Origin of the sequence: Sphingosinicella sp. CPCC 101087, assembly GCF_004151485.1 — a bacterium.
Classification (GTDB): domain Bacteria; phylum Pseudomonadota; class Alphaproteobacteria; order Sphingomonadales; family Sphingomonadaceae; genus Allosphingosinicella.
Window position 1 is genome coordinate 196118 of record NZ_SBFF01000009.1, and the last position, 23564, is coordinate 219681.

Annotated in this window: 21 protein-coding genes; 8 read left to right on the forward strand and 13 right to left on the reverse strand. The window is 68.5% G+C overall.

Annotation, left to right across the window (positions count from 1 at the left end):
* Positions 1-4: 4 nt before the first annotated feature.
* The 4 genes from EKM57_RS15450 to EKM57_RS15465 all read right to left on the reverse strand — a co-directional run bounded on the left by EKM57_RS15450 (position 5) and on the right by EKM57_RS15465 (position 5884).
* A complete protein-coding gene (locus EKM57_RS15450) occupies positions 5-577 on the reverse strand; it encodes a thermonuclease family protein (RefSeq protein ID WP_129793409.1) in 573 nt (190 codons plus the stop codon).
* Between the two features lie 91 nt (positions 578-668).
* Complete coding sequence (locus EKM57_RS15455; protein ID WP_129793410.1) at positions 669-2150, reverse strand: UdgX family uracil-DNA binding protein; 1482 nt, start codon at positions 2148-2150, stop codon at positions 669-671.
* A gap of 9 nt (positions 2151-2159) precedes the next feature.
* Entirely contained in the window at positions 2160-3401 is a 1242-nt protein-coding gene (locus tag EKM57_RS15460) for a putative DNA modification/repair radical SAM protein (protein WP_129793411.1), read from the reverse strand.
* Positions 3402-3622: 221 nt separating this feature from the next.
* A complete protein-coding gene (locus EKM57_RS15465; RefSeq protein ID WP_165357488.1) occupies positions 3623-5884 on the reverse strand; it encodes a TonB-dependent siderophore receptor in 2262 nt (753 codons plus the stop codon).
* An 85-nt stretch (positions 5885-5969) separates the two neighbouring features.
* Between EKM57_RS15465 and EKM57_RS15470 the strand changes: the two genes are divergently transcribed.
* Positions 5970-7052 (forward strand): phytase, encoded by a 1083-nt coding sequence (locus tag EKM57_RS15470; protein WP_129793413.1) that lies wholly within the window; start codon positions 5970-5972, stop codon positions 7050-7052.
* Positions 7053-7112: 60 nt separating this feature from the next.
* On the opposite strand, the gene EKM57_RS15475 is transcribed toward EKM57_RS15470, so the two are convergent.
* Together EKM57_RS15475 and EKM57_RS15480 are read right to left on the reverse strand one after the other, a co-directional pair.
* Positions 7113-7589 (reverse strand): YbaK/EbsC family protein, encoded by a 477-nt coding sequence (locus EKM57_RS15475; RefSeq protein WP_129793414.1) that lies wholly within the window; start codon positions 7587-7589, stop codon positions 7113-7115.
* A gap of 7 nt (positions 7590-7596) precedes the next feature.
* Positions 7597-8016, reverse strand: a complete 420-nt coding sequence (locus tag EKM57_RS15480) for a secondary thiamine-phosphate synthase enzyme YjbQ (protein WP_129793415.1) — start codon at positions 8014-8016, stop codon at positions 7597-7599.
* A gap of 141 nt (positions 8017-8157) precedes the next feature.
* Here EKM57_RS15480 and EKM57_RS15485 point away from each other — a divergent pair, with 141 nt between their 5' ends.
* Positions 8158-9960 (forward strand): class I poly(R)-hydroxyalkanoic acid synthase, encoded by a 1803-nt coding sequence (locus tag EKM57_RS15485; RefSeq protein ID WP_129793416.1) that lies wholly within the window; start codon positions 8158-8160, stop codon positions 9958-9960.
* Positions 9961-10071: 111 nt separating this feature from the next.
* Complete coding sequence (locus tag EKM57_RS15490; RefSeq protein ID WP_129793417.1) at positions 10072-11400, forward strand: methyl-accepting chemotaxis protein; 1329 nt, start codon at positions 10072-10074, stop codon at positions 11398-11400.
* 167 nt (positions 11401-11567) lie between these two features.
* Here the strand turns inward: EKM57_RS15490 and EKM57_RS21955 are convergent, their stop codons facing one another.
* Entirely contained in the window at positions 11568-11813 is a 246-nt protein-coding gene (locus tag EKM57_RS21955) for a hypothetical protein (RefSeq protein ID WP_165357489.1), read from the reverse strand.
* Positions 11814-11829: 16 nt separating this feature from the next.
* Here EKM57_RS21955 and EKM57_RS21960 point away from each other — a divergent pair, with 16 nt between their 5' ends.
* Positions 11830-12291 (forward strand): phasin family protein, encoded by a 462-nt coding sequence (locus EKM57_RS21960; RefSeq protein ID WP_165357491.1) that lies wholly within the window; start codon positions 11830-11832, stop codon positions 12289-12291.
* A gap of 163 nt (positions 12292-12454) precedes the next feature.
* On the forward strand, positions 12455-12808 hold the full coding sequence (gene clpS / locus EKM57_RS15500; protein WP_129793419.1) for an ATP-dependent Clp protease adapter ClpS: 354 nt from the start codon (positions 12455-12457) through the stop codon (positions 12806-12808).
* A 151-nt stretch (positions 12809-12959) separates the two neighbouring features.
* Here the strand turns inward: clpS and EKM57_RS15505 are convergent, their stop codons facing one another.
* Positions 12960-13691: a Crp/Fnr family transcriptional regulator gene (locus tag EKM57_RS15505; RefSeq protein ID WP_129793420.1), complete on the reverse strand. Its 732-nt coding sequence runs from the start codon at positions 13689-13691 to the stop codon at positions 12960-12962.
* Positions 13692-13925: 234 nt separating this feature from the next.
* On the opposite strand from EKM57_RS15505, the gene murA reads away from it, so the two are divergent.
* Positions 13926-15209 (forward strand): UDP-N-acetylglucosamine 1-carboxyvinyltransferase, encoded by a 1284-nt coding sequence (murA, locus tag EKM57_RS15510; protein ID WP_129793421.1) that lies wholly within the window; start codon positions 13926-13928, stop codon positions 15207-15209.
* 140 nt (positions 15210-15349) lie between these two features.
* On the opposite strand, the gene EKM57_RS15515 is transcribed toward murA, so the two are convergent.
* The 4 genes from EKM57_RS15515 to EKM57_RS15530 all read right to left on the reverse strand — a co-directional run bounded on the left by EKM57_RS15515 (position 15350) and on the right by EKM57_RS15530 (position 21855).
* Complete coding sequence (locus tag EKM57_RS15515; protein WP_129793422.1) at positions 15350-16195, reverse strand: GNAT family N-acetyltransferase; 846 nt, start codon at positions 16193-16195, stop codon at positions 15350-15352.
* On the reverse strand, positions 16192-17457 hold the full coding sequence (locus EKM57_RS15520) for a DUF445 domain-containing protein (RefSeq protein ID WP_371414153.1): 1266 nt from the start codon (positions 17455-17457) through the stop codon (positions 16192-16194). The genes EKM57_RS15515 and EKM57_RS15520 overlap by 4 nt, the downstream gene beginning before the upstream one ends.
* A gap of 120 nt (positions 17458-17577) precedes the next feature.
* On the reverse strand, positions 17578-20649 hold the full coding sequence (locus tag EKM57_RS15525) for an efflux RND transporter permease subunit (protein WP_129793423.1): 3072 nt from the start codon (positions 20647-20649) through the stop codon (positions 17578-17580).
* A 12-nt stretch (positions 20650-20661) separates the two neighbouring features.
* Positions 20662-21855, reverse strand: coding sequence for an efflux RND transporter periplasmic adaptor subunit (locus tag EKM57_RS15530; RefSeq protein WP_129793424.1), 1194 nt, complete (start codon positions 21853-21855; stop codon positions 20662-20664).
* A gap of 202 nt (positions 21856-22057) precedes the next feature.
* On the opposite strand from EKM57_RS15530, the gene EKM57_RS15535 reads away from it, so the two are divergent.
* Positions 22058-22324, forward strand: a complete 267-nt coding sequence (locus tag EKM57_RS15535) for a GlsB/YeaQ/YmgE family stress response membrane protein (RefSeq protein WP_129793425.1) — start codon at positions 22058-22060, stop codon at positions 22322-22324.
* Positions 22325-22416: 92 nt separating this feature from the next.
* Positions 22417-23142, forward strand: coding sequence for an SIMPL domain-containing protein (locus EKM57_RS15540; protein ID WP_129793426.1), 726 nt, complete (start codon positions 22417-22419; stop codon positions 23140-23142).
* Between the two features lie 33 nt (positions 23143-23175).
* Here the strand turns inward: EKM57_RS15540 and EKM57_RS15545 are convergent, their stop codons facing one another.
* Complete coding sequence (locus EKM57_RS15545) at positions 23176-23436, reverse strand: GlsB/YeaQ/YmgE family stress response membrane protein (protein WP_129793427.1); 261 nt, start codon at positions 23434-23436, stop codon at positions 23176-23178.
* Between the last annotated feature and the right edge of the window lie 128 nt (positions 23437-23564).

A 23564-nucleotide genomic window follows, 5' to 3' on the forward strand; every position in this document is an offset into this window, starting at 1 on the left:
GGGCTCAGGCGCACCAGCCCTTGCGGGGCCCGCCATCATAGGTCCGGGCCAGCCCCTCGGCGACGAGGCGGTCGCCGAGCGACCGGCCGCCGCGCGTGGCGATCCTGAGCTTGCGCCCGTAGCGGTCCTCGTCGCGCGCGATCGCCACCAGCTCGAACGGTCCCTCGTCGACCAGAGCGCGCAGCCGCCTCGTGGCGCGGGCGCCGAGCTCGGCCTCGCGCGGGCAGCGCGGCGAGAATATTTCCGGCGTGTCGATATCGGCGATCCGCACGCGCATGCCGGCGACGTCGAGCGTGTCGCCATCGACCACCCGAACCGTGGCGGGGTCGATCCGGGCGCCCACCGGCGCCGGGCGGCCGTTCTTCGGCGCCGGCCCGGGCCGGACCGCGGACCGCGGACCGGTCCAGGAATCCGCAGGCGCGGCGGCGATCCCGCCCGGCGCCTCGACGACGGTCGGCGAGCGCCACCACCCCAGCGCGTGGAAAGCGAACAGGGCGAGCAGCAGGCCGACCCAGGCCAGGCTGCGAATATCGGCAAGTAAAGGGGAGCGGCGGCGGAAGCGGGAGGGAGCGGTCATCCGCTCGGGGTAGGGACGCTATGGTCAACGAGCCGTTAACGGTCGGCCAGGGCCGCGCGACCCCGCCCTCTCCCGCAACAGCACGAGGGCTTCAGCGAAGGGCGTCGGCCCGCCGGGCTATCCGGGCGAGGTCATCGACGAAGCGGGCATATTCCTCGCGCTTGCGGTCCGCGTCGGGCACGCGCAGCAGGAAGGAGGGGTGGACGGTCACCCAGGCCTCGCCGCCTTCCTCGTCGGGCAGCTTGTGGGCGCGTCCGCGCATCGCCGTGATCGTCACCACCTTGCCGAAGATCGAACGGGCGGCGGTCGCGCCCAGGGCCACGGTAACGGCGGGGCGGATCAGTATCCGCTCCTGCTCGATCCACCATCGGCAGGCCTCGATCTCCGGCGCCTGCGGCTTGGAATGGATTCGCCGCTTGCCGCGCGGCTCGAACTTGAAATGCTTGACCGCGTTGGTGACGTAGGTCTTCTCCCGGTCGACGCCGGCATCGCCGAGCGCGCGATCGAACAGCTGGCCCGCGGGGCCCACGAACGGGCGGCCGGCGAGATCCTCCTGGTCGCCCGGCTGCTCGCCGACGAACAGGATCCGGGCGTCGAGCGGCCCTTCGCCGAACACGGTCTGGGTGGCGTGCTTGTAGAGATGGCAGCGCGTGCACCTCTTGGCGTCCGCGAGCAGCGATTCCCAGGCGGCCAGGGCATTGCCGCCAGGCTGAATCCGGCGCTCCGCCTCGTCCGCTTCGGCAAGGCCCTGCCGCTCCGCTGCGGTGAGATCGCTCTTCGGCCGGCTCATTCCGTCTCCTGTCGATGCCGCGATCATCGCCGCCTCGCGTGCCGGAGCGGCCTTTATCAGCTCCCCCACCAACGCCGTCTCGGGCATATTTTTCCAGTAGCGGCGCGGCATCTCCTTCAGCATGGCATCGACGTTCAGCCGGGCGGGATTGAAGATCGAGGCGTAATAGGTCTTCCACACCTGCTCGAGCGGATCGTCGGCAGGGGCGTCGCCGCGCGCCGCGCCCGGCCCTTCGGCCAGCACCTCGCCGTCCCAGTGGACCGACAGAGCCGGAGTCAGGATCGACCAGCGCATGCCGGCGAAGCGGCGCACGAAGAAGCCGGCGGCAGCGCGAACGACATGATGGTCGGGCTCGAACCAGGCGACGTAGCGCGGGCCTTCGGGCGTCGCGACCTCGCGGAAGCGGAGGAAGGCGTGCATCTTGTGGATGTCGCGGCGAACCGTCCGGGCCATGCGCTCCAGGCGCTGGACGAGGGAATCGGCCGCATCGGCGAGGAAGTCCGGCCGGTCGAGGACTCGAAGCAGCGCTGCATAGAGCAAGGCGAAACGCTCCGGATCGGAATGGCAGACGACGGTCTCGGCCAGAGTGAGGAAGGCGCGCGGCACTGAGAAGGGCTCGCCCGGCGGGAGCGGATCCGAAACCGCCGCGTCGAACAGGCCGGACGTCGCCTCGCCGACGCGCCAGAAGATGTCTTGCGGCGGCACGCGCGCGGCGGCGAGCGGGCGAACGGCATCGCGCCAACCTTCGAAATCATCCTCTGCGGCGAGCGTGACGACGCGCATGCGGCCCCCTCATCCGGGAAAGAGCTCCAGCTGCTCCCTTGGTGGCGCACGCCCGCCGAGCGGGTCAATCCCGTCGGCCAGCGCCACCGGCCGCCAGTCGGCCGCGACGAGGAAGGGGCGGACATTGGCGATCGACCGGGTGAGCCGGGCGACATCCTCGAGCCGCAACCGCCGCAAGCGGCGCGCGGCGACCAGCCGGTCGACGGCCCGCACGCCGAGGCCCGGCACGCGCAACAGCAGAGAGCGGTCGGCCCGATTGACGTCGAGCGGGAAGAGGTCGCGATTGGAGAGCGCCCAGGCGAGCTTCGGATCCTTGTCGAGCGGCAGGTTGCCGGAAGCGTCCACCGAGGCGGCCACTTCCTCGGCCGAGAACCCGTAATGGCGCAGCATCCAGTCGGCCTGGTAGAGCCGGTGCTCGCGCATCAGCGGCGGCCGGACCAGAGGCAGGACCGCGCTGGCCTCCGGGATGGGCGAGAAAGCCGAATAATAGACGCGGCGAAGCGCGAAGCGATCGTAGAGGCCGGAGGCGCGGGCGATGATCGCGCGGTCGTCCGCCCCGTCGGCGCCGACGATCATCTGCGTCGACTGGCCGGTGACGAAGGCGGGCGCGGAGGGGAAATGCCGGCGCGCGTCCCGGCCCTCTTCGATCGCGCCCTTGAGCTCGCCCATCGCCGTCTCGATCCGGGCCGAATCCTTTTCCGGGGCGAGACGCTCGAGCCCCTGGCGGCTCGGCAGCTCGACATTGATCGAGAGGCGGTCGGCGTGGAGCCCGGCGCGGCGGACCAGCTCCGGATCCGCGTCGGGGATCGTCTTGAGATGGATATAGCCGCGAAAATCATGATCCTCCCGCAGCGCCCGGGCGACCTCCACGATCCGCTCCATCGTATAGTCCGGCGAGCGGATGATGCCGGAGGAGAGAAACAGGCCCTCGATATAGTTGCGGCGGTAGAAAGCGAGGGTGAGGTCCACCACCTCGTCGGTGGTGAAGCGGGCCCGCCGGACGTTCGAGCTGCGGCGGTTGATGCAATAATGGCAGTCGAAGATGCAGCTGTTGGTCAGCAGGATCTTGAGCAGCGAGATGCAACGCCCGTCGGGCGCGTAAGCATGGCAGATGCCCATGCCCTCGGTCGAGCCGATGCCCTTGCCGCCCACACTGTCGCGCCGCTTGGCGCCCGAGGAGGCGCAGGAGGCATCATATTTGGCGGCGTCGGCGAGAATGGCGAGCTTCTCGCGCGTGTCGAGGGCGGGCATGGGTTCCCATTATGTTCTTCCGCGGGCGCTGTCCATGGAAGATCCGGCCAAGCGGTTAGAAATATGGAGGAATTCAGCCCGAGACTTTGCTCCTCGTAGCATCCTTCATTGCGCCGGACGACGAAAGTGAGGGGAGAGCGCGCGGCGACCGCACGCTGCCCCCCCTCACCCTCGCTCGCGCCCTTGCGCCTTCGCGTGAGTCCTGGACGCGTCGGGGTCGCCTAGAAAGCGACCCGCACCGTTGCCTGGAACAGGCGGCCGGAGCGTTCGCGCTCCAGCTCGAACTCGTCAATGTCGCCGGCGGCGCGATTGGCGAGGACGTCTTCGAACGAATCGCCGTCATATTTGCGGAAGATCTCGCGCTTGGTGCGGTTGAGCAGGTTCTGCGCGGAGAGGCGGACCACGACGTTGCGGCCGAAGCGGCGCTCGACGAACGCCTCGAGGTCCGGGGTATAATGCAACTCCACCGTCTCGTCGAAATTGCTCTCGACCGCGTCGCTACGGCCCGACAGCGAGGCGCCGAAGCTGGCGTCCAGCGTGCGCACCGTCTGGATGAAGCCGACATTGTAGAGATGGTGCGGCTGGTTGTTGAACCGACGCTCCTGGCCGGTGAAGGGATCGGTCGTCTCGCTGTCGAGATAGGTGTAGTTGGCGAAGATTCCGGTGTCGGGCAGTCCGATGAAGTCGAGCGGCGTCGACAGGTCGACCTCCACGCCCCACATCGCCCCGTCGCCGATATTGCGCGGCTGGAAGACGTTGCCGGGTTCGCCGTTCAGCGGATCCTCGCCGGTCGCGACGAGCTCGATGAGATCGGTGATGTCGCGATAGAAGAGATTGATCCCGAATATCCCGTTGGTGCCGACGCGCCGCTCATAGCCGACATCGACGCCCCAGGCGCGCTGGTTGCGGAGCGCCGGATTGCCGACCAGCTCGTCCTCGTCGCCGGGATTCTCCTCCTGCCGGTAAGGCGAGATGAGATCGTAATCGGGCCGGCGCACGGTGCGCGCGATCGAGGCGCGGAACTGGTTGGACGCGCTCGGCGCCCAGCGCAGATGGAGCGACGGGTTGAGGCTCTCCTGGTCGAACTCCGCGACCCCGCCGTCGCTCGCGGTACGGCGGCGGGTGATCTCGTAGCGGAGGCCGGCGTCGAGGGTGAGGCCCGGCGCCGGGTCCAGGGTCAGGCGGGCATAGGGATCGTAGCGGGTCTCGCGGATCGTGAAGATCGATCCCGGCGGAGTTTCCTCCTCGAGCTCGCCATCGTCCATCTCGAAGACGCGGTTGGCGCCGTCCCGCTCCTTGCGCAGCAGGTCGACGCCGAGCTTCAGCTGCCAGGGATCGGATCCGAAGCGGTAGCTCAAGGTGCCCGAATATTCCTCGTCGTCGATATCGAGCGATTCCGTCCCGGCCAGTTCGGCTTCCTCGAGCGTGTCGCCCTCGTCGATCTCGACGTCGGTATTCTCGCGGAAGGCCGACCAGCCGGCGGCGAAGCCGAGCTCGCCCGGCCCGACCGGAAGCTCGCCGTCGAACGTGAGGCCATAAGTCTGCTGGCTGATCCGCTCGCGCTGGATCTCGACCTCGTCGAGCTCCAGCTCCGCGCCTTCATAGGTGATCGAGGTCTCGTCCTCGTTCCGGTCGGTGTCGACGAACAGGCCGGAAAGGCGGACCTGCCCGGCGCCGACGGGGCTGCTGATCTCGAAATTGCCGGAAATGTCGGTGCCGTCGCGCGTGTCGTCCTGGAGCTCGATATTGTCGAACTCGGGATTGGTCTCGTCGGCGTCGAGCGGCACCTCGTCGCCGAAGCGGTAGCTCACCTTCTTCTTGGGGTTGCGCCGCTCCTGATAGTTGAGCGCCGCCCAGAAGCTGGCCTGGCCGATCGTTCCGGCATAGGCCGCCGCGGCGGACGGGCGGACGCCGCCATCCTGGTTCAGCAGGGCGCCGGCGCGAAGGAAGCCGCCCTGGAAGGTGGCGCTTTCCTTGGTGATGACGTTGATCGTGCCGGCGACGCCGTCGCTCGGCTGGTCGGCGCGCGGGGCGCGAACCAGCTCGATCCGCTCGACCAGCTCGGCCGGGATCCGGTCGACGAAGAAGCTGCGGTCGGCCTCCCCGCCGGGCGCGCGGCGGCCGTTGATGAGGATGTTGGTAAAGCCGGGCGGAAGGCCGCGGATCTGGGCGCCGTCATATTCGAGCACGTCCGAAGTGAAGGTGACTCCGGGCACGCGCTTCAGCATCTCGCCGACCGAGACCGGCTCGAAACGCTGGAAATATTCGAGATCGTAGGAGAGGACCGGATTCACGTCCTCGGTCCGGTTGCGGAAGGTGAGGCGGCCGGTGACGATGATGTCGCGCGCCTCCTCGGCCTCGCCCGGGGCGGGAAGCGCCTGCGCGTCGGCCGCATCCGTCATGCCGTCTTCGGCGAGGACCGGCGCCGGAGCGCCCGCGGCGGCCAGGGCGCACCCGACCAGCAGCATCGGCTTCATCCGCATGAAATATTCCCCCATGATTGAACGTCACACAAGTGACCCAGGACCGGCCTAGTCGCCGGAGCGACGCCACGCTTAGGGGGAGCTCATGACGGTGATTGGACGGAAAGATTTCGCTTACGTGACGGCCGCTTTTTTCCTGGCCCTGCCGGGATGCGCGACCGTACCCGTGGGCGCGCCGGCGGTGGACGTGGCCCCCTCCGGCGAGACGGTCGCGGTCGGAACCGCCAATGCCGATGCCGCCGACGATCCGGCGATCTGGGCGGCGCCGGCCGGAACCGACGCGATGCTGGGCGGCCAGGCGGTGCGGGGCTTCATCGCCGGCACCGACAAGAAAGCCGGCCTCTACGTCTACGGCCTGGACGGGGCGCAACTCCAGTTCATCCGGGACGGGCTGCTCAACAATGTCGACCTGCGCGAGGGCGTTACGGTGGACGGGCGCGAGCAGGTGCTGATCGGCGCCAGCGACCGCGGCCGGATGGGGATCGCGCTCTACCTGTTCGATCCGGCCTCGCGCGATCCGGCCAACCAGCTGCGCCCCTGGGGCTTCATACGGTCCGACGTGACCGAGCCCTACGGATTCTGCCTGGGGATGAGCGGCGGGGCGCCGCATGCCTTCCTGATCGGCAAGGACGGCGAGACGCGCCAGTATCGGATCGAGACGGGGCCGTCGGGCCCGACCGGCACCGAGGTGCGGCGTTTCGCGATCGGATCGCAGTCGGAAGGCTGCGTCGTCGACGATTCGGCCGGCCGCCTCTATGTCGGCGAGGAAAATGGCGGCGTGTGGCGCTACGCGCTGGATGCGGGGTCGGGATCGGAACGGATCCAGCTGCAGGCGATCGACGACAGCGGGCGGCTGGTGCCGGACGTCGAGGGCGTGACCCTGATCCGCGACGGCGGCGCCACCTATCTGATCGTGTCGAGCCAGGGCGACAGCGCCTTCGCGCTGTGGCGGGTCGACGGCGCCGAGCCGGCCTATGTGGGCCGATTCCGCGTCGGCGCCGGCGACGGGATCGACGCAGTGACCGGAACGGACGGGCTCGACGCGCGCGGCGGGCCGGTCGGCGACTATCCCGAGGGCCTGGTGGTCGTGCAGGACGACGAGAATGAGGGCGCGCAGAATTTCAAGCTGATCGACTGGCGGGCGATCAAGGCGGCGCTGGGGCTGTAGGGCCGCTGCGGCGCCCGCGGCCCCGGCGACGGCCGTCGGCGTATCAGCCGACGAACGGGTCTAGTCCGCGGGGTCCGGAACGCGGCAGATGTCGACCCAGCGGGTCGCGACGAGATCGAACAGGCGGTCGGGGGTGACCTCGACCGAGCTGTTGAGCGAGCCGGCGGCTGGGTAGACCTTGTCGAACGCCTTCAGCGACAGGTCGCAATAGACCGGCAGGGGCGTGGCCAGGCCGAAGGGGCAGACCCCGCCGACGGGATGGCCGGTGAGCGCCAGCGTCTCTTCGGGCCCGAGCATGCGCGGCCGGGCGCCGAACGCGGCCTTGGTCTTCGCATTGTCGAGCCGGGCATCGCCGCGGGCGACGAGCAGGAAGGTCTCGCCATTGGCGCGCACGGCCAGCGTCTTGGCGATGCGGCCGGGCTCCACGCCGAGCGCGGCGGCGGCATGGGCGACCGTCGCCGTGCTCTCCTCGACCTCGATAAGGGGCAGATCGGGGGCATGTTCGGCAAGCCAGGCGCGGACGGATTCGAGACTCATTCCCGCCTCACTCGCCGATCAGATGGAGCGCGAGGCTACGCCGGTGCGGGCGGCGGCGATGCTCGAAGAGATAGATGCCCTGCCAGGTGCCGAGCGCCAGACGTCCGCCGACGACCGGGATGGAGAGCTGGACCTGGGTCAGGGCGGTGCGCAGGTGGGCGGGCATGTCGTCCGGCCCCTCGTCGTCATGGGCGTAGGCGCGGGGATCCTCCGGCGCGATGCGCGCGAAATAGGCTTCCAGGTCGCTCCGCACGGCCGGGGCGGCATTTTCCTGGATGAGGAGCGAGGCGGAGGTGTGGCGGCAGAAGAGGGTGAGCAGGCCTTCGGCGATGGCCTGCGCCTCGACCCAGCGGGCAACCTCCCCGGTCATCTCGACGAGGCCCTGCCGTTCCGTGGCGATTTCGATCGTGGCGGTCGCCTGGCGCATGGCGGCCGCTTAGCGGGTAGGACCGCGCAGGCCAATGGCGGAGGGACGGCTCGCGCTCGCCGAAACGAGTGAAAGATTCCCCGCCCCTTCCGCGGGTCCGATGCGTTGACTAGATTGTGCGCCGAGCCGCAGGGAGTCCGCATGGCCGAGCCTGAGACCAAAGAAACCGCCAGCGGCGCCGCGGCGCCCGCTCCCGAGGCGGCGATGCCGACGCTCGAGGAGGTGCAGCACTGGACCTTCGTCATGGGGCGGGCGCAGCAGCTGATGATGGAGCATCTCGCCGGCCAGTTCGGCGAAGCGAGCCAGGCGGCGGATCCGGCCAAGCTGGCGGCGGCCTGGCCGGCGATGAACTGGTTCGCCGATCCGGCGAAGGTGGCCAAGGCGCAGGTCGACCTGTGGACCGACGGCCTGTCGATCTGGCAGCGCGCGCTGGGCGGCCAGAGCGGGCGGCCGGACCTGGAGGAGAAAGCCGACAAGGACAAGCGCTTCGCGGCGCGCGAATGGCGCGAGCATCCGCTGTTCGACATGATCCGGCAGACCTACCTGCTCGTGTCCGAACGGCTGCTCGGATCGGTCGACGCCCTCGAAGGGGTGGACGAGAAGGATCGCGAGAAGCTGCGATTCATGACGCGCAGCTTCGTCGAGGCGATGTCGCCTTCCAACTTCGCGCTGACCAATCCGCAGGTGATCGAGCGGGCGATCGAGACCAAGGGCGAGAGCCTGCTCAAGGGCCTGGAGCATATGCTCAGCGACCTTTCGCGCGGGCAGCTCACCCATAGCGACCCCAACGCTTATTCGGTCGGCGGGAACATCGCGACCACCCCGGGCAAGGTGATCAAGCAGACCCGGCTCTACCAGCTCATCCAATATGCGCCGTCGACGGAGACGGTGCTGGAGACGCCGCTGATCATCTTCCCGCCCTGGATCAACCGCTTCTACATCCTCGACCTCAATCCCAAGAAGAGCTTCATCAAATGGGCGGTCGACCGGGGCCTCACCGTATTCGTCCTGTCGTGGAAGTCGGCGGACGAGAGCCTCGGCGACGTCGAGCTGGGCGACTATGTGGCCGCGCAAATCGAGGCGATCGAAACCGTCCGCGATGCCCTGGGCGTCGAGCAGGTCCACACGATCGGCTATTGCGTCGCCGGCACCGCGCTCGCCGCCACCCTGGCGCTGATGGCGGCCCGGGGCGAAGCGGACCGGGTCGCGTCGGCCACCTTCTTCACCGCCCAGGTCGATTTCAGCGAGGCCGGCGACCTCAGCTTCTTCATCGGCGACGAGCAGATGGAGCTGATCCGCCAGCTTTCCGCGGACAAGGGCTATCTGGACGGCCGCTACATGGCGGCGACCTTCAACCTGCTGCGCGGCCGCGACCTCATCTGGAACTACGTCACCAGCAACTATCTGCTCGGGCAGGACTATCCGCAGTTCGACCTGCTCTACTGGAACGCCGACACGACCAACGTTCCGGCGACCTGGCACCAGGCCTATCTCCAGCAGCTCTATCGCGAGAACCGGCTGGTCCAGCCGGGCGGGATCGTCATCGACGGCACGCCGATCGACCTCGGGAAGGTGGAGGTGCCCGCTTATGTCCAGGCCGGGCGGGAGGATCATATCGCGCCGCCGCAGAGCGTGTGGAAGATCACCCACCATTTCCGGGGACCGATGCGCTTCGTGCTCGCCGGATCGGGCCATATCGCCGGGGTGGTGAACCCGCCCGAGGCGCAGAAATATCAATATTGGACCAATGAGGAGAAGGTCGACACGCTGGAGGCCTTCCTCGCCGGCGCCACCGAGACGAAGGGAAGCTGGTGGCCCGACTGGATCGCCTGGATCGAGCGGATCTCCGACCGGCGCGTGCCGGCCAAGGGAGGCCGCATCGCGGGGCGGGGCAAGCTCAAGGCGATCGAGAACGCGCCGGGAAGCTATGTGAAGGCGCGCTAGCAGCAAGCCCTCCGCGGAAGAGAAAAAGTCCGCTGTCACACCAGTGACGCAGAAACCTAACGGGCCGTTTACCAGAGAGGATTAGCCGGGCGTTCCGAGGGAGGGACCAGGGTGTTCGGAAAATGGATGGAAAGCGTCGACGAGGCGCCGGCGGCGCCCGGCGGCAAGCGCTCCGACGCATTCGTCACGGACCGGTCGTGGATCTCCCACGATGCGGCGCCGCTCGAGGCGGTCGAGACGTTCAGGGCCAATCCCCATCTGCGCCTGCTGCCGGTGCTCGACGCGAACCAGGCGCCGATCGGCGCCCTGCTCGAGCGCCGGATGCGGCTGATCCTGTTCAGCCCCTTCGGCCATGCGCTGCTCAAGAATCCCTGCTTCGGCGGGCGGCTCGACCAGCATATCCAGCCATGCCCGACGATCGAAGCCGGCTGCTCGATCGAGGAGATGCTGGCCGAATATGCCCGGCACGAGGCCGCCTGCGAAGGCCTGGTCGTGACCCGCGCCGGGCGCTTCGTCGGCGTGATCGGCGACACGATGCTGATCCGGCTGGCGGCGACGCGGGAATCCGAGATCGCGATGGAGCGCGCCGCGCGCTTCGAGCGGCTCGCGCTCGCTTCGGCCGCCTTCAGGGGCGAGGCCGCGGACCTGGCGCGCGAGCTCGCCGAGCTGTCGGAGCATTTCTCGACGGCCGCCTCCACCCTGGCGGGGCGGGCGTCGGACAGCGGAATGCGTTCGGCCATGGTCGCCAATGCGACCAGCCAGGCGGCCGACAGCCTGCGCGAAATCGGGCAACGGGCGCATGATCTGGCCGAGACGCTCGCCCAAGTGGAGAGGATGACGGGCGAGGGCCGGGAATCCGCCGCCCGGGCGGTCGACCTGACGGCCGAGGGCGGCCGGCACATGCAGGCTTTGTCGAACGCGGCGAACGAGATCGGCACGGTGACGGCGCTGATCGACAGCATCGCGCGCAAGACGGCGATGCTGGCGATCAACGCGACGATCGAGGCGGCGCGCGCCGGCCCATCCGGGCGCGGCTTCGCGATCGTGGCGGCGGAGGTGAAATCCCTGGCCGCGCAGACCCGCGACGCGGCGGCGACGATCGCCAACCGGGTGAGCAATATCGGCAGCGCGGTCGGCCATGTTTCCAGCGGCTATCGCGGAATCGAAACGGCGGTGCGCATGGCGGAATCCCTGTCCGAGGCGATCTTCGAGGCGATGCGCGAGCAGCGCGCCGCGACGGAGGTGATCGCGGCCAATGTCGACGAAGCCGGCCAGGCCGCCGGCCACATCCAGGACAATGCCGGCCGGATCAGCGAATCGGCCGGAACGGCGGCGCAGGCGGCGGAGGACCTTCGCGCGCTCGCGCTTCGCCTGGCCGATCATGGAGTGACGATGCATCGGCGCGTGCTCGGCTTCATCGAGACGGTCCGCGCCGACTGAGCCGGACCGGCGACGCGCCGGCCGCTCCGAATGCTGCAGCGCACAAATTTCACTTGAAACCAAGTTCCGAGACCACTATTTGCTGCAATGCAACATAGTAAGAGGAACGTGTCCATGGCCGACGAAAACGCGAAAGCCGAAGCGACGGAAGCGACCGCCAGCACCGATCAGCGCGCGGCGCAGCCGGCCGCGGCGCCGACGCCACAGGCGCAGGCGCCAGCGGCGCGAGCCCAGGCAACGCCGGCCCCCAGCAAGTCCCAAGCGAAGCCGGCCGCCCGCAAGGCGGCGGCTCCGCGGCGTATCAAGGCAGCCAAGCCGGCAAGTATTCCGGCCCGGGCCGCCCAACCAAAGCCGGCCCGGAAGCCGGTGGCGAGGAAGAACATGAAGCCGGGCAAGGCCGGCGCCAACAGCATCAAAGGAGTCGAGACCATGAACACCCAGACCAGAAAAGGGGTCGATGCCGGCCTGTTCGCCGCCGACCAGTTCAAGACCGTGTTCGGCGACGTCAACGAGCGCGCCAAGGTCGCGGTCGAGCGTTCGGCGAAGATCGTCGAGGAAGTGGCGGACCTGACCCGCGGCAATGTCGAGGCGTTCGTCGCCTCCTCCAAGGTCGCCGCCAAGGGCGTCGAAACGCTGAGCCAGGAAGCCGCCGAATATAGCCGCAAGAGCTTCGAGGAAGCGTCGACCGCCCTCAAGAGCCTCGCCGAAGTGAAGTCGGCCACCGATTTCTTCAAGCTGCAGGGCGACTATGCCCGCGCCGCCTTCGACAATGCGGTCGCCGAGAGCGCCCGCTTCAGCGAGACGATGCTGAAGCTCGCCGGCGAAGTCGCCGAGCCCATCACGAGCCGCTACAACGTCGCGGCCGAGCGCGCGAAGACGCTCGCGGCCTAAACGGCCTTTGCGAGCGGTCGCACCGCCGACCGTGGAAAAGGGCGGCCCTCCTGAATGGAGCGGCCGCCCTTTTTATATGCGCCTTGTCGTGCCGCGACAGGCCGCGAAACCCGCTTCAGGGCCTTGCCCCGGGCCGGCACCATGCCATATTTACGGCGTTGATATGGGTATGTTGGAACGCGTGATCACAGCCTCGGACGGCGACCGGAACGAGGATGAGGGAACCGGCCTCGGCCTCGCGACGAAGACTCGCACCCGCACCAAGACGCCCTCTCCCTACAAGGTGCTGATGCTGAACGACGACTATACGCCGATGGAGTTCGTCGTGCTCGTGCTGCAGCGCTTCTTCAAGATGGGGATAGAGGATGCGACGCGAGTGATGCTGCACGTCCACCAGCGCGGCGTCGGCGTGTGCGGGATCTTTCCCTATGAGGTCGCCGAGACCAAGGTCGCCCAGGTCATCGACTTCGCCCGCGAGAACCAGCATCCGCTGCAGTGCACGCTGGAGAAGGCCTGAGGGGCGCCAAGGAACCGACTTTGAGCGGCGTCCGCCACGCCGGGCGCCGGCGACGCATGGCCGCCCGCCGGACCTTCCCGCATCGAAGCCTTCGCTACGTCACGTGAAGGCCAGCTTTCTGCTGGAGTGACAGCTTGCCGGAGGCGCCGCCTTATTGGGCCGGCGGGAGCCAGCCGGTTTCGAGGGCGGTGCGATCGACGAAGCTGGCTTCGGCGCACAAGCGGCCCTCGTCGATCACACGCAGGTGGTTTCCGTTGCGCTCGATCAGCCCGTCCTCGACGAGGCCGCGCATCATCCGGTTGACGTGGACGGCGGTGAGCCCGGTCGCATCGCCTATATCCTCCTGAGTGAGCGGCAGCTGGATGGCGCCGCCGTCGGAGAGGCCGAGGATCCGCAGCCGGGCATTTATCTCGCAGATCAGGGAAGAGACCCGCGCCCGCGCCGAGGTCCGGCCGATCGAGGCCAGCCGGTCGGCGAGCGAGACCCGCTCGGCGACGGTCAGGGCCAGGACCAGCGCCGACAGACGGGGATGGGCGGCCATGAGCTGCGCCAGCCGCTCGCGCCCGAACGGGCACAGAGTGACGTCGGTGACGGCCGTCACCGTCTCCGGTGAATCGGGGAAGGCCAGGAGCGGCAGACCGATCATGTCGCCGCGGAACTGGAAACGCATGATCTGGCGGCTGCCATTGCCGAGCACGACGCTGCTGTGCAGCCAGCCCTGGCGAACGATGAACATCTCGCGCGGGGCGTCATTCTCGCTGATGACGATCGTGCCGCGTCGGTAGGACCGGTCATGCTCCTCGAGCCGGTCGAGCGCGACCCTCTCGCTCGCCGATAGCCGGACATAATGGCCGAGGCGCTCAGCTAGACAAGATCCCCCCAACGCCAGAACTCCCCGGTACACCCAAAGTCCCGATCAGCCGAAGCCCGGACAAATGTCCGGACCGGCCACTCTGATCAGGCACTTTCCCCCGCAATCGACGATTGCCTACAAACCTTAGGAGCGAATTGGCGCAAACGCCCTGATCGAAATCAATCCGTCCCCGTTCCGACGCGATTTTGACACCCGGCGCGGCGGCTTGCGCGACCGCCTATAAGGTCTCATAGCGCGTGCCCGATGGACCGTATCATTATCAAGGGCGGCAGGCGCCTTACCGGACGAATCCCGATTTCGGGCGCGAAGAATGCGGCGCTGACGCTGATGCCCTGCGCCCTGCTCACCGACGAGCCGCTGACGCTGAGGAACCTGCCGCGGCTGGCGGACGTCGACAGCTTCGGGCACCTGCTGAACCAGCTCGGCGTGTCGACCATGATCGAAGGCGCCCGCCAGGGCGAGTTCGGCCGGGTGATGACGCTGAGGGCCTCGACGATCGTCTCGACGGTCGCGCCCTACGATATCGTGCGCAAGATGCGCGCCTCGATCCTCGTCCTCGGGCCCCTGCTCGCCAGGGCCGGAGAAGCGACCGTCTCGCTGCCCGGCGGCTGCGCGATCGGCAACCGGCCGATCGACCTCCATCTGAAGGCCCTGCAGGCGCTCGGCGCCGAGATCGAGCTGGCCGCCGGCTATGTCCGCGCCATCGCTCCGGCGGGCGGGCTGACCGGCGGCACGATCCGGTTCCCGGCCGTCTCCGTGGGCGCGACCGAAAATGCGCTGATGGCGGCGGTGCTCGCCAAGGGCACGACGGTGGTCGAGAATGCCGCGCGCGAGCCCGAGATCACCGATCTGGCCATGTGCCTCAACGCCATGGGCGCGCGGATCAGCGGCCTCAGGACCGACACGCTGACCATCGAGGGCGTCGACCGGCTGCACGGCGCCACTTATTCGGTGATGCCGGACCGCATCGAGGCGGGCAGCTATGCCTGCGCGGCAATGATCACCGGGGGCTCGCTCGAGCTGGTCGGGGCGCGCCGCGAGACCATGCCCGCCATACTCTCCGGCCTCGAAGATGCGGGCGCAGTGATCGAGAGCGGCGACAACGGGATCAAGGTGAGCGCCGACGGCGGCATCAAGCCATTGTCCTTGTCGACCGCTCCCTTTCCCGCCTTTCCGACCGACATGCAGGCGCAATTCATGGCGATGCTGAGCCTGGCCGAAGGCACCAGCCTGCTGACCGAGACGATCTTCGAGAATCGCTACATGCACGTGCCCGAACTCAACCGCATGGGCGCCGACATCGAGGTGCGCGGGCGATCGGCGGTGGTGCGCGGCGTGGGCCATCTGGTCGGCGCCCCGGTCATGGCCACCGACCTGCGCGCCTCGATGAGCCTGGTCCTCGCCGGCCTGGCCGCCGAGGGCGAGACGCAGGTGCACCGCGTCTATCATCTCGACCGCGGCTATGAGCGGCTCGAGGAGAAGCTGCAGGCGGTCGGCGCCGACATCGAACGCGCCAGCGACGGCTGAGGTCGGCTGCGGACGCGTTGGACCGCCAGCCGCTCATCCCGAGCAGGGCCGCCCTTGTCCATCGAAAGCGCGGCTTCGGCACGCTCGGCCGCTACACAGGGTGAGCGGGGCGGTTCGTTCAACGACGGCTGCGCAGGCGCCTATTTCAGTTCCTTGGCGAAGCGGTAGCTGGTCCGTTCGTAGCCGGCGCGCTCGTAGAAGCCATGGGCGCGCATCCGCTTCATGTTGCTCGTCACCTCGACCAAGCCGCAGCCGCGCTCGCGCAGCCGCGTCTCCGCGGCCTCGAGCAGGCGCCGTCCGATCCCGCTGCCGCGCGAAGCTTCGGCGACCACCAGCATCGTGATCCTGCCGACCGGGTGCGGCCGGTGCAGAACCGGCGTTACGTGCCAGGTGAGGCAGCCGACGACGCCGTCCAGATCGGCGACGAGCGGCGGCTCGTCGCCATTGCGCAGCCGCTTGAGCCGGCGGCGCAGCTCCGTGTCGTCGACGTCGTAGCCGAGCCCGGTGATCAGGGCGGCGAGGGCGGAAGAATCCTTCGCCCGCGCCTCGCGGACCACCGGAGGCGGAGGCGCCTTGGGCGGCTTTGCGGGCTTCTTCGCCTTCGTCTTGGACTTGATCTTCGCCTTGGCCGGCGGCTTCGGCCTGGCCTCGCGCGGCTCCGGCTGCGGACCGTCAGCGGCCTCGCTTTTCTCCGGCACCGGCTTCGGCCCGGACGGCTTCGCGCGCTTGCGCGGCGGCGGACGATCGCCGGCCGTGCGCAGCGAGCTCTTCCAGCTTGCCTCGGCGCCGCCCCGCAGGAATGCCTCTATCTCTTCGGCGCTCGCCGTCAGGCCTTTGCCGCCAAAGCCCATCACCTCCTTGCCGGACTTCGCGTCCTTGAGCCCGTAGCGGCCGAAATCGCCGCCAGGCGTGCGACGCCGCGACTTGACCAGCTTGCAGCCGCGATTGGCCGCCATTTCGCGCAGCGCGTCGTCCTCGGCGCTCAAACCAGAACCTCGACGGTGTGGATGAGGAGACCGACCAGGCCGCCCACGATCGTGCCGTTGATCCGGATATATTGGAGGTCGCGCCCGACCGCCGCCTCCAGCCGGTCGGTGACGGTGCGGGCGTCCCAGGCGCGGACCGTCTCCGACACCAGCTTGACGATTCCGCTGCCGTAGGACGCGGTGATACCGGCGGCGGCGCGGCGGGCGAACTGATTGATCGCCTGCGCCAGCGCCGGCTCCTTCTGCAAGGTTTCGCCGAGCTGGCGCATCGCCTCGCCGAACTTGCCGGCGAGCGCGGCGTCGGGGTCGCGCGCCGCGCGGAGCAGCCCGGCGCGGCTATTCTCCCACACGCCGCCGAGCCAGTGGCTGACCGCCTCATTCTCGATCATCTCGTTCTTCCATGTCTCGACCTTGGCGCGGGTCTCCGGATCGTTCTGGAGATTCGCCGCCAGCCGGGCGAGCCCCTCCTCGGCCTTGGCGCGCAGCGGATGGGCGGGATCGACCGCCATGTCGATGGTGAGCTTGCGCAGGCCGTCGATGATCGCCTCCGCCAGCCTTTCGTCGAGCCCGGCGAGGCGAAGGATCCAGCCGGCACGCTGATGCACCATGTCGCGGATCAGGTCTTCATTGGCATCGAGCGTCCGTCCCGCCCAGGTGACGATGCCGTCGACCACGGGGACGTGCCGGTCCTCGGTCATCGCCGCCTCGAGCGTCTGGCCGAGCAGGGGCGCGATGTCGATCGCCCGCATCCGCGCCGCGAGGGCCGATTTGACCATGCCGCCGAGCTGCTCCTCGTCGAGCGATTCGAGAATGTCGGCGAGCAGCCGCGAGGCGCCCTGGCGAAGCCGCCCCTCGCTCGGCGGCTGCGCCAGAAAGCGGCCGATCGCCCCGGCCACGTCGACATTCTTCATCCGCCGGGCGACGACGTGCGGAGTCAGGAAATTGTCGCGGAGGAAAGCGGCCAGGGTGTCGCCGATCCGGTCCTTGTTGCGCGGGATGATCGCGGTGTGCGGAATCGGCAGGCCGAGCGGATGACGGAAGAGCGCGGTCACCGCGAACCAGTCGGCGATTCCGCCGACCATCGCCGCTTCCGCAAAGGCGCGCAGGAAGCCCCAGGCCGGGTGCATTTCGACCAGCCCGGTCGCAGCGATGAACAAGGCGGCCATCCCGGCGAGCATCGCGGTCGCCAGGACCCGCATCCCGCGCGCGCCGCGCTGCGCCGAGTAAGTGGGGCCGGAGCCCGCCGGTGGAGGGACGCTCATGAGGGTTGAATAACCGGCGGCCGGCTTGGTTCAAACCTTCCGATGGTCGCGGTCCCGCCCGGCGCTCCGGGCCGGCGGTCGCGCGCCCGGGATCGGCCGTTCCGGGATGCGGGCGCGGGCCTACTCCGCCGGCTGCGGGCTCGGCGAAGCCGCATCCTCGCCGCCGGTGGTGAACCAGCGGCGCAGCCTCGGCCCGAGCCGCTCCTCGATGCCGAGCGCCAGGCTGAACGTGCCGGGCACCAGGACCAGGGTGAGCAGGGTCGAAAGCATCAGGCCGCCGATGACGACGATGCCCATCGGCTGGCGCCAAGCGGCGTCGCCGGAGAGGGCCAAGGCGGTGGGCACCATGCCCGCGCTCATTGCAACCGTGGTCATGATGATCGGCTGGGCGCGCTTGTGGCCCGCATCCATGATCGCCTCCCGCTTCGGGACGCCCTTGTCCATCTCCTCGAGCGCGAAGTCGATCAGCAGGATCGAGTTCTTGGCGACGATGCCGATGAGCATCAGCAGGCCGATATAGACCGCGATCGAGATTGCGTGGCCGAAGATCCACAGGGCGAGCAGCCCGCCGAGCGGCGCAAGCAGCAAGGAGCCCATGTTGACGAACGGCGGCAGGAACCGGTGATAGAGCAGCATCAGGACCGCGAAGACGAGGAACACGCCGGAGACCACGGCGATCATGAAGTCGCGGATCATCTCCGTCTGCCAGCGCACGTCGCCGGTCATGATCTCGCGCACGCCCTCCGGCAGGTTCTGCATGGTCGGCAGTTGGCGGATCTTCGTCCAGGCCTGGCCGCTCACGACGCCGGGAGCGAAGTCGGCGCCGATATTCACCCGCCGGGTCTGGTTGGTGCGGTTGATCACGCTGGGCCCGGCGCCGAAGCCGATATCGGCGACGAGCTTCAGCGGGACCGAGCCGCCGCTCGCCGTCGGCACCGGCATGTTCTCCAGCGTCGACATGCGCAGGCGGGCATTCTCCTCGATCGCGACGCGGATCGGGATCTGGCGGTCCGACAGCGAGAAGCGGGCGCTGTTCTGGTCGATATCGCCCAAGGTCGCGACCCGGATCGCGCTGCTGAGCGCCGACGTGGTAACGCCGAGCTCGGCGGCGAGGTCGAGACGCGGCGTGACGACGATTTCGGGCCGCGGCAGATCGCCGCTGACGCGCGGCGCCACCAGTTCCGGTATCGTCGCCATTTCCCGGACGAGCTGCTGCGCGACACGGTCGAGCTGGACCGGGTCGTCGCCGCCCAGCGTCAGGGTGAGGGCGCGGCCGCCGCCCGCATTGAAGTTGCGGAAGAAGACGCGCGCATCGGCAATCCCGTTCAGCGCCGGCGCCACGGCCCGTTCGAGCTCCTGGCTCGTCCGCTCGCGATCCTCGCTGAGCATTGCGGACACGGTCGCGCTGCCGACCCGGACGCGCGAGAAGACGCCGGTGACCTCCGGCTGCTGGCGAAGCACCGCTTCCACCTGCTGGGCGACGTCCCCGGTCTGCGCCAAGGTGGTCCCGGGCACCATCTCCACGCTGACGCTGGTCACGTCATTGTCGATGTCCGGCTGGAACGTCTGCGGCAGGATCGCGAACATCAAGGCGGTCAGCACCAGCGAGACGATCCCGCCCACGACCGTGACCCAGCGATGGCGCAAGGTGAATCCCAGCAACGACATGTACCGGTCCATCAGCCAGCCTTCGCCATGGCTGGCATGCCCCTTCGCCTTCAGGAAATAGGCAGCGAACATCGGCGTGATGAGCCGCGCCACGGCAAGGCTGATGAGCACCGCGGCGACCACGGTGAAGCCGAAATTCTTGAAGAACTGACCGGCAACGCCCGGCATCAGGCCGACCGGGAGGAACACGGCGACGATCGAGAAGGTCGTGCCGACCACGGCGAGACCGATCTCGTCCGCGGCGTCGATCGATGCCTGATAGGCACTCTTGCCCATGCGCATGTGCCGGACGATATTTTCGATTTCGACGATGGCATCGTCGACCAGCACGCCGGCCACGAGGCTGAGCGCGAGCAGGGTCATTCCGTTCAGCGAAAAGCCCAGCAGCTCCATGAACCAGAAGGTCGGGATGGCCGAAAGGGGAATAGCGATCGCGGAGATGATCGTGGCCCGCCAGTCGCGCAGGAACAGGAAGACGACGAGCACCGCCAGCACCGCGCCCTCGATCAGCGCCTCGATGGCCGCTTCATATTGAGCTTCGGTATATTTGACGGAGTTGAACAGCTGGACGAAGCGGACGTTGGGGTTCTGCTCCTCGAGCATCCGCAGCTTTTCCATCGCCCCGTCGAAGACGGAAACGTCGGATTCATTCTTGGCCCGCTGGAAGCCGAAGGACAGAACCTGCCGGCCGTTGTGCGTCGCATAGTCGCGCTGCTCGGCATAGAGGTCGCGGACCTGCGCGATGTCCGCGAGCTGCACGGTCCGGCCGCCGCTGATCGAGATCTGGGTCTGTCCGAGCGCATGGGCGGTTGCGGCATTGCCGAGGATCCGCAGCGACTGCTCGGCGCCGGCGATCTCCAGGCGACCACCCGCCGCATTGAGGTTCACCTGGCGCAGCTGCTGATTCACCTGGCTCGCGGTGATCCCGAGCGACTGAAGCTTGGTAGGATCGAGAATCACGCGGATTTCGCGCGCGACGCCGCCGGTGCGGTTCACCGCCGCGAGGCCCGGCACCGACAGAAGCTCCTTTGCGACGGTATTGTCGACGAACCAGCTCAGCTGTTCGAGGGTCATGTCGGTCGACACCACCGCGAAGCTGGCAATGTCGTCTCCCGCCGTGTCGGCGCGGCCGACCTGCGGCTCCAATATGCCCTCCGGCAGATCGCCCCGTATCTGTGTGATGGCGTCGCGTATGTCGTTCACCGCGCGATCGATCGGCGTGCCGAGCGTGAGCTGGACGATGGTCTCCGAATTGCCCTCCCTGACCGTGGAGGTGATCTCGTCGATCCCGGTGATCGACCGCACCGCCGCCTCGACGCGTTGCGTGATCTGAGTCTCCATCTCGGTCGGTGCCGCGCCGGGCTGCGAAATGGAGATCCAGACGATCGGAAATTCGATGTCCGGATTGTTCTGGACATCCATCCGCATGAAGCTGACGAGGCCCGCCAGCGTCAGGAACATGAACAGGACGAGCGCCGGAACCGGGTTGCGTATCGACCAGGCGGAGATGTTGCGGAAGCTCATCTCGGTCTTCCCCTAGCGATCCGCGCGGACCGGCTCGGGCCGCACGCGCTGCCCGGGGCTCAGGAATACGCCGGCGGAGAGAACGACCCGCTCGTTGCCGGTCAGGCCGGACGTGATCGCCATTCCGCGGTCGCTCACCTCGCCGATCCGCACGTCGCGGCGGTGGACCGCGCCTTCGGCATCGACCACGTAGACGAAGCTGCCGCGCGTGTCGCTCATCACCGCCGATTCCGGCAGCAGCGGCGCGTTCGTCGTGCCCGCCGCAATTTCCGCCGAGGCGAAGCCGCCGGGACGGAGCTCGGCATTGAACGGGATGAGAATCCGCGCCTCGCCTTGCCGGGTCTCCGGATCGACGATCGGCGAAACCTGCCAGATCGTTCCCTGATAGCTCTGCGACGATCCCACCGGGGTCACGCTCGCCGCCCGGCCCGGCGCCAGCCTGGCCAGGTCGCTCTGGGGCAGACGCGCGCGCAGCTCCATCTCGCCATTGGCGGCAATGCGGAACAGGGCACCGGTCCCCGGGCCGACCACCTGGCCGGCCTCGACGCTGCGGGAAAGGACCAGACCGGCCGTTGGCGCCCGGACATCGAGCCGCCCGATCCGCGCCCGCGCTGCCGCGAGCTGAGCCTCGGCGACACGGACCCGCGCCGCCGCTCCGTCGCGGGCGGCGCGCTTGCGGTCCAGGTCGGCCTGACTGATGAAGCCGCGCGACACCAGGGCCTGGGCTCGCTCCAGCTCGTTCTGCGCGAGCCTGAGCTCCGCGCGATCGACCTCGATCTGGGCAGCGAGCTGGGCCGCTTCCTCCGCCTGGACGCTGCGATCGATCACGGCCAGCGTCTGGCCGGCATTGACCCACTGACCGGGCTCGACCAGGACACGCGCAATCTGCCCCCCCTCGCCCGGAACGCCGACCGGCATGTCGCGCCTGGCGGCGAGCGAGCCGGTCGCGGAAATGGTGGCGGTCACATTCTGTCGGCCGGGGACGATCACGGTGACGGCGGGGCGCTGCTCACCCTGCGCTCCGGCGGGGGCGGCCGCCTGCTCGCCTCCGCCAAGCAGCAGCAGCAGCCCGACAATGGCAACGAGGATCACGCCGACGACCGCCAGGATGATGTTTCGGCGACGCCGACGGCGCGCGAGCGTCTCGTCGTCGATCACGACCTCATCGATCGCCTCGCGCCGCCATTTCGTCGATTCGAAGTTCATCGCCTTCATAGTCCCCACTCGAAAGCACGGCCGCACGCCGCCAGCGCCGCTGTATTACCCGAATACATCACTTGGAACAAGTCGAAACCGCCAGCGCCTCGATCGGTGGGCGCGCGGGAACCGCGCTCTACAACCAATGTTTCGGCTGTACCAAGGCTGAATGTGGGCGCATTCTACGCCCGAACAAGGAGGAGCGCGCCGCATGTCCCAATATCTCGCCGACCATGGCTGGCTGGCCTGGATCATCATCGGGCTGATCGCCGGCGCGATCGCCAAGTTCCTGACGCCCGGACGCGACCCCGGCGGCTGCCTGGTGACGATGGTCATCGGAATCGCCGGAGCGGTGCTCGCGGGCTTCCTCGGACAGGCAGTCGGCTGGTACTCGCCCGGCGAGGGTGCCGGCTTCCTGGCGGCGATCGTCGGCGCAGTGATCATCCTGCTTCTCTACCGGCTGATTGCCAGGCGCTAGATTTCCGCACGCTCCGGCTGCGGTTCAGCAGGCATGCAGACGTCACAGGCTTAGAAGGCGCAGGCCGCATCCGGCCCGCGTAGCAGAGGAGTATGACGATGATCCGAACGTCCATCATGGCGGCCGCTCTTGGCGCCTCGGTGCTCGCCGCGGCGACGCCTGCCGCGGCGCAGCAGGCGGAGGTGCGGCCCATCAGCGGCACCCGGCTCGACGTCGTGGCCCAGGGCGAGGTGGCGCGCGTGCCGGATATCGCCCGCATCAGCGCCGGTGTCGTCACCCAGTCGCCCACCGCAACGGCGGCGATCCGCGAGAATGCGCAGCGGATGACCGCGGTCCGGGCGGCGCTTCGAGAGGCGGGAATCGCCGAGCGCGACATCCAGACCAGCACGATCAACCTGCAACCGAGCTACCGTTACGCCGAGAACCAGCCGCCGCAGCTCGTCGGCTACCAGGCGACCAATGAAGTGACGGTGCGCTTCCGCGATATCGCCGAGACCGGCCGGATCCTCGACGCTCTCGTCGCGCAGGGCGCCAACCAGATCAACGGCCCCATGCTGTCGATCGACCAGCCCGAAGCGGCGCTGGACGAGGCGCGGACCCAGGCGCTCACCAACGCGCGCGCGCGAGCCGAGCTATACGCCCGTTCACTCGGGATGCGTGTCGCCCGAGTCCTGGCGGTTAGCGAGTCGGGGCTCGTCGGGGCTCCGCCGCCCCGGCCCTATATGCGCGATGCGGCCGTGGCCCAGGCCGAGACGCAGATCGTTCCGGGCGAGCAGACTCTCGCGGTGACCCTGACCGTCAGCTTCGAGCTCGAATAACGCCCGGGAGAAAAGGCGCAGGCCGCGTCCGCTTCAGCGGACGTGGCCGCGGCGGAACAGGTTGGTGAGAGAAAGCAGCAGGATCGAGCCGAGCAGAGCGACGATGAAGGATTCGAACTCCACCGGCCGGTGGAGCTCGCCGCGGTAGAAGGTCAGCGCTCCAACGAAGGCACCGGACACGCCGACGGCGATATCGAGCGTGATTCCCTGCCGCGCGTCCGTGCGCATCACCAAGCTCGCGATCCACCCGATGATCCCGCCGAGGACCAGCCAGACCAGGAGGTTCCACAGCATAAAGGCTCCCGCTTTTGGCGGCGCAGCGCGCCGGCGGCGACGCTTAGCCCATTTCTGCCCGGTGGTGAACCGGGGCTGCGGGACGGTACGGGAAGGACCCCTCTGTTTCGTGCTGGCGGATCCCGAGA

What these genes read in the sequence shown, in the direction of transcription:
- EKM57_RS15470 (WP_129793413.1), top strand. Translation starts at nt 5,970, where the DNA reads ATGACGGTGATTGGACGGAAAGATTTCGCTTACGTGACGGCCGCTTTT.
- EKM57_RS15460 (WP_129793411.1), bottom strand. Translation starts at nt 3,401, where the DNA reads ATGCCCGCCCTCGACACGCGCGAGAAGCTCGCCATTCTCGCCGACGCC.
- murA (WP_129793421.1), top strand. Translation starts at nt 13,926, where the DNA reads ATGGACCGTATCATTATCAAGGGCGGCAGGCGCCTTACCGGACGAATC.
- EKM57_RS21960 (WP_165357491.1), top strand. Translation starts at nt 11,830, where the DNA reads ATGAACACCCAGACCAGAAAAGGGGTCGATGCCGGCCTGTTCGCCGCC.
- EKM57_RS15535 (WP_129793425.1), top strand. Translation starts at nt 22,058, where the DNA reads ATGTCCCAATATCTCGCCGACCATGGCTGGCTGGCCTGGATCATCATC.
- EKM57_RS15480 (WP_129793415.1), bottom strand. Translation starts at nt 8,016, where the DNA reads ATGCGCCAGGCGACCGCCACGATCGAAATCGCCACGGAACGGCAGGGC.
- EKM57_RS15530 (WP_129793424.1), bottom strand. Translation starts at nt 21,855, where the DNA reads ATGAACTTCGAATCGACGAAATGGCGGCGCGAGGCGATCGATGAGGTC.
- EKM57_RS15520 (WP_371414153.1), bottom strand. Translation starts at nt 17,457, where the DNA reads ATGAGCGTCCCTCCACCGGCGGGCTCCGGCCCCACTTACTCGGCGCAG.
- EKM57_RS15485 (WP_129793416.1), top strand. Translation starts at nt 8,158, where the DNA reads ATGGCCGAGCCTGAGACCAAAGAAACCGCCAGCGGCGCCGCGGCGCCC.
- EKM57_RS15540 (WP_129793426.1), top strand. Translation starts at nt 22,417, where the DNA reads ATGACGATGATCCGAACGTCCATCATGGCGGCCGCTCTTGGCGCCTCG.
- clpS (WP_129793419.1), top strand. Translation starts at nt 12,455, where the DNA reads ATGGGTATGTTGGAACGCGTGATCACAGCCTCGGACGGCGACCGGAAC.
- EKM57_RS15475 (WP_129793414.1), bottom strand. Translation starts at nt 7,589, where the DNA reads ATGAGTCTCGAATCCGTCCGCGCCTGGCTTGCCGAACATGCCCCCGAT.
- EKM57_RS21955 (WP_165357489.1), bottom strand. Translation starts at nt 11,813, where the DNA reads ATGCTGTTGGCGCCGGCCTTGCCCGGCTTCATGTTCTTCCTCGCCACC.
- EKM57_RS15450 (WP_129793409.1), bottom strand. Translation starts at nt 577, where the DNA reads ATGACCGCTCCCTCCCGCTTCCGCCGCCGCTCCCCTTTACTTGCCGAT.
- EKM57_RS15525 (WP_129793423.1), bottom strand. Translation starts at nt 20,649, where the DNA reads ATGAGCTTCCGCAACATCTCCGCCTGGTCGATACGCAACCCGGTTCCG.
- EKM57_RS15455 (WP_129793410.1), bottom strand. Translation starts at nt 2,150, where the DNA reads ATGCGCGTCGTCACGCTCGCCGCAGAGGATGATTTCGAAGGTTGGCGC.
- EKM57_RS15465 (WP_165357488.1), bottom strand. Translation starts at nt 5,884, where the DNA reads ATGCGGATGAAGCCGATGCTGCTGGTCGGGTGCGCCCTGGCCGCCGCG.
- EKM57_RS15545 (WP_129793427.1), bottom strand. Translation starts at nt 23,436, where the DNA reads ATGCTGTGGAACCTCCTGGTCTGGCTGGTCCTCGGCGGGATCATCGGG.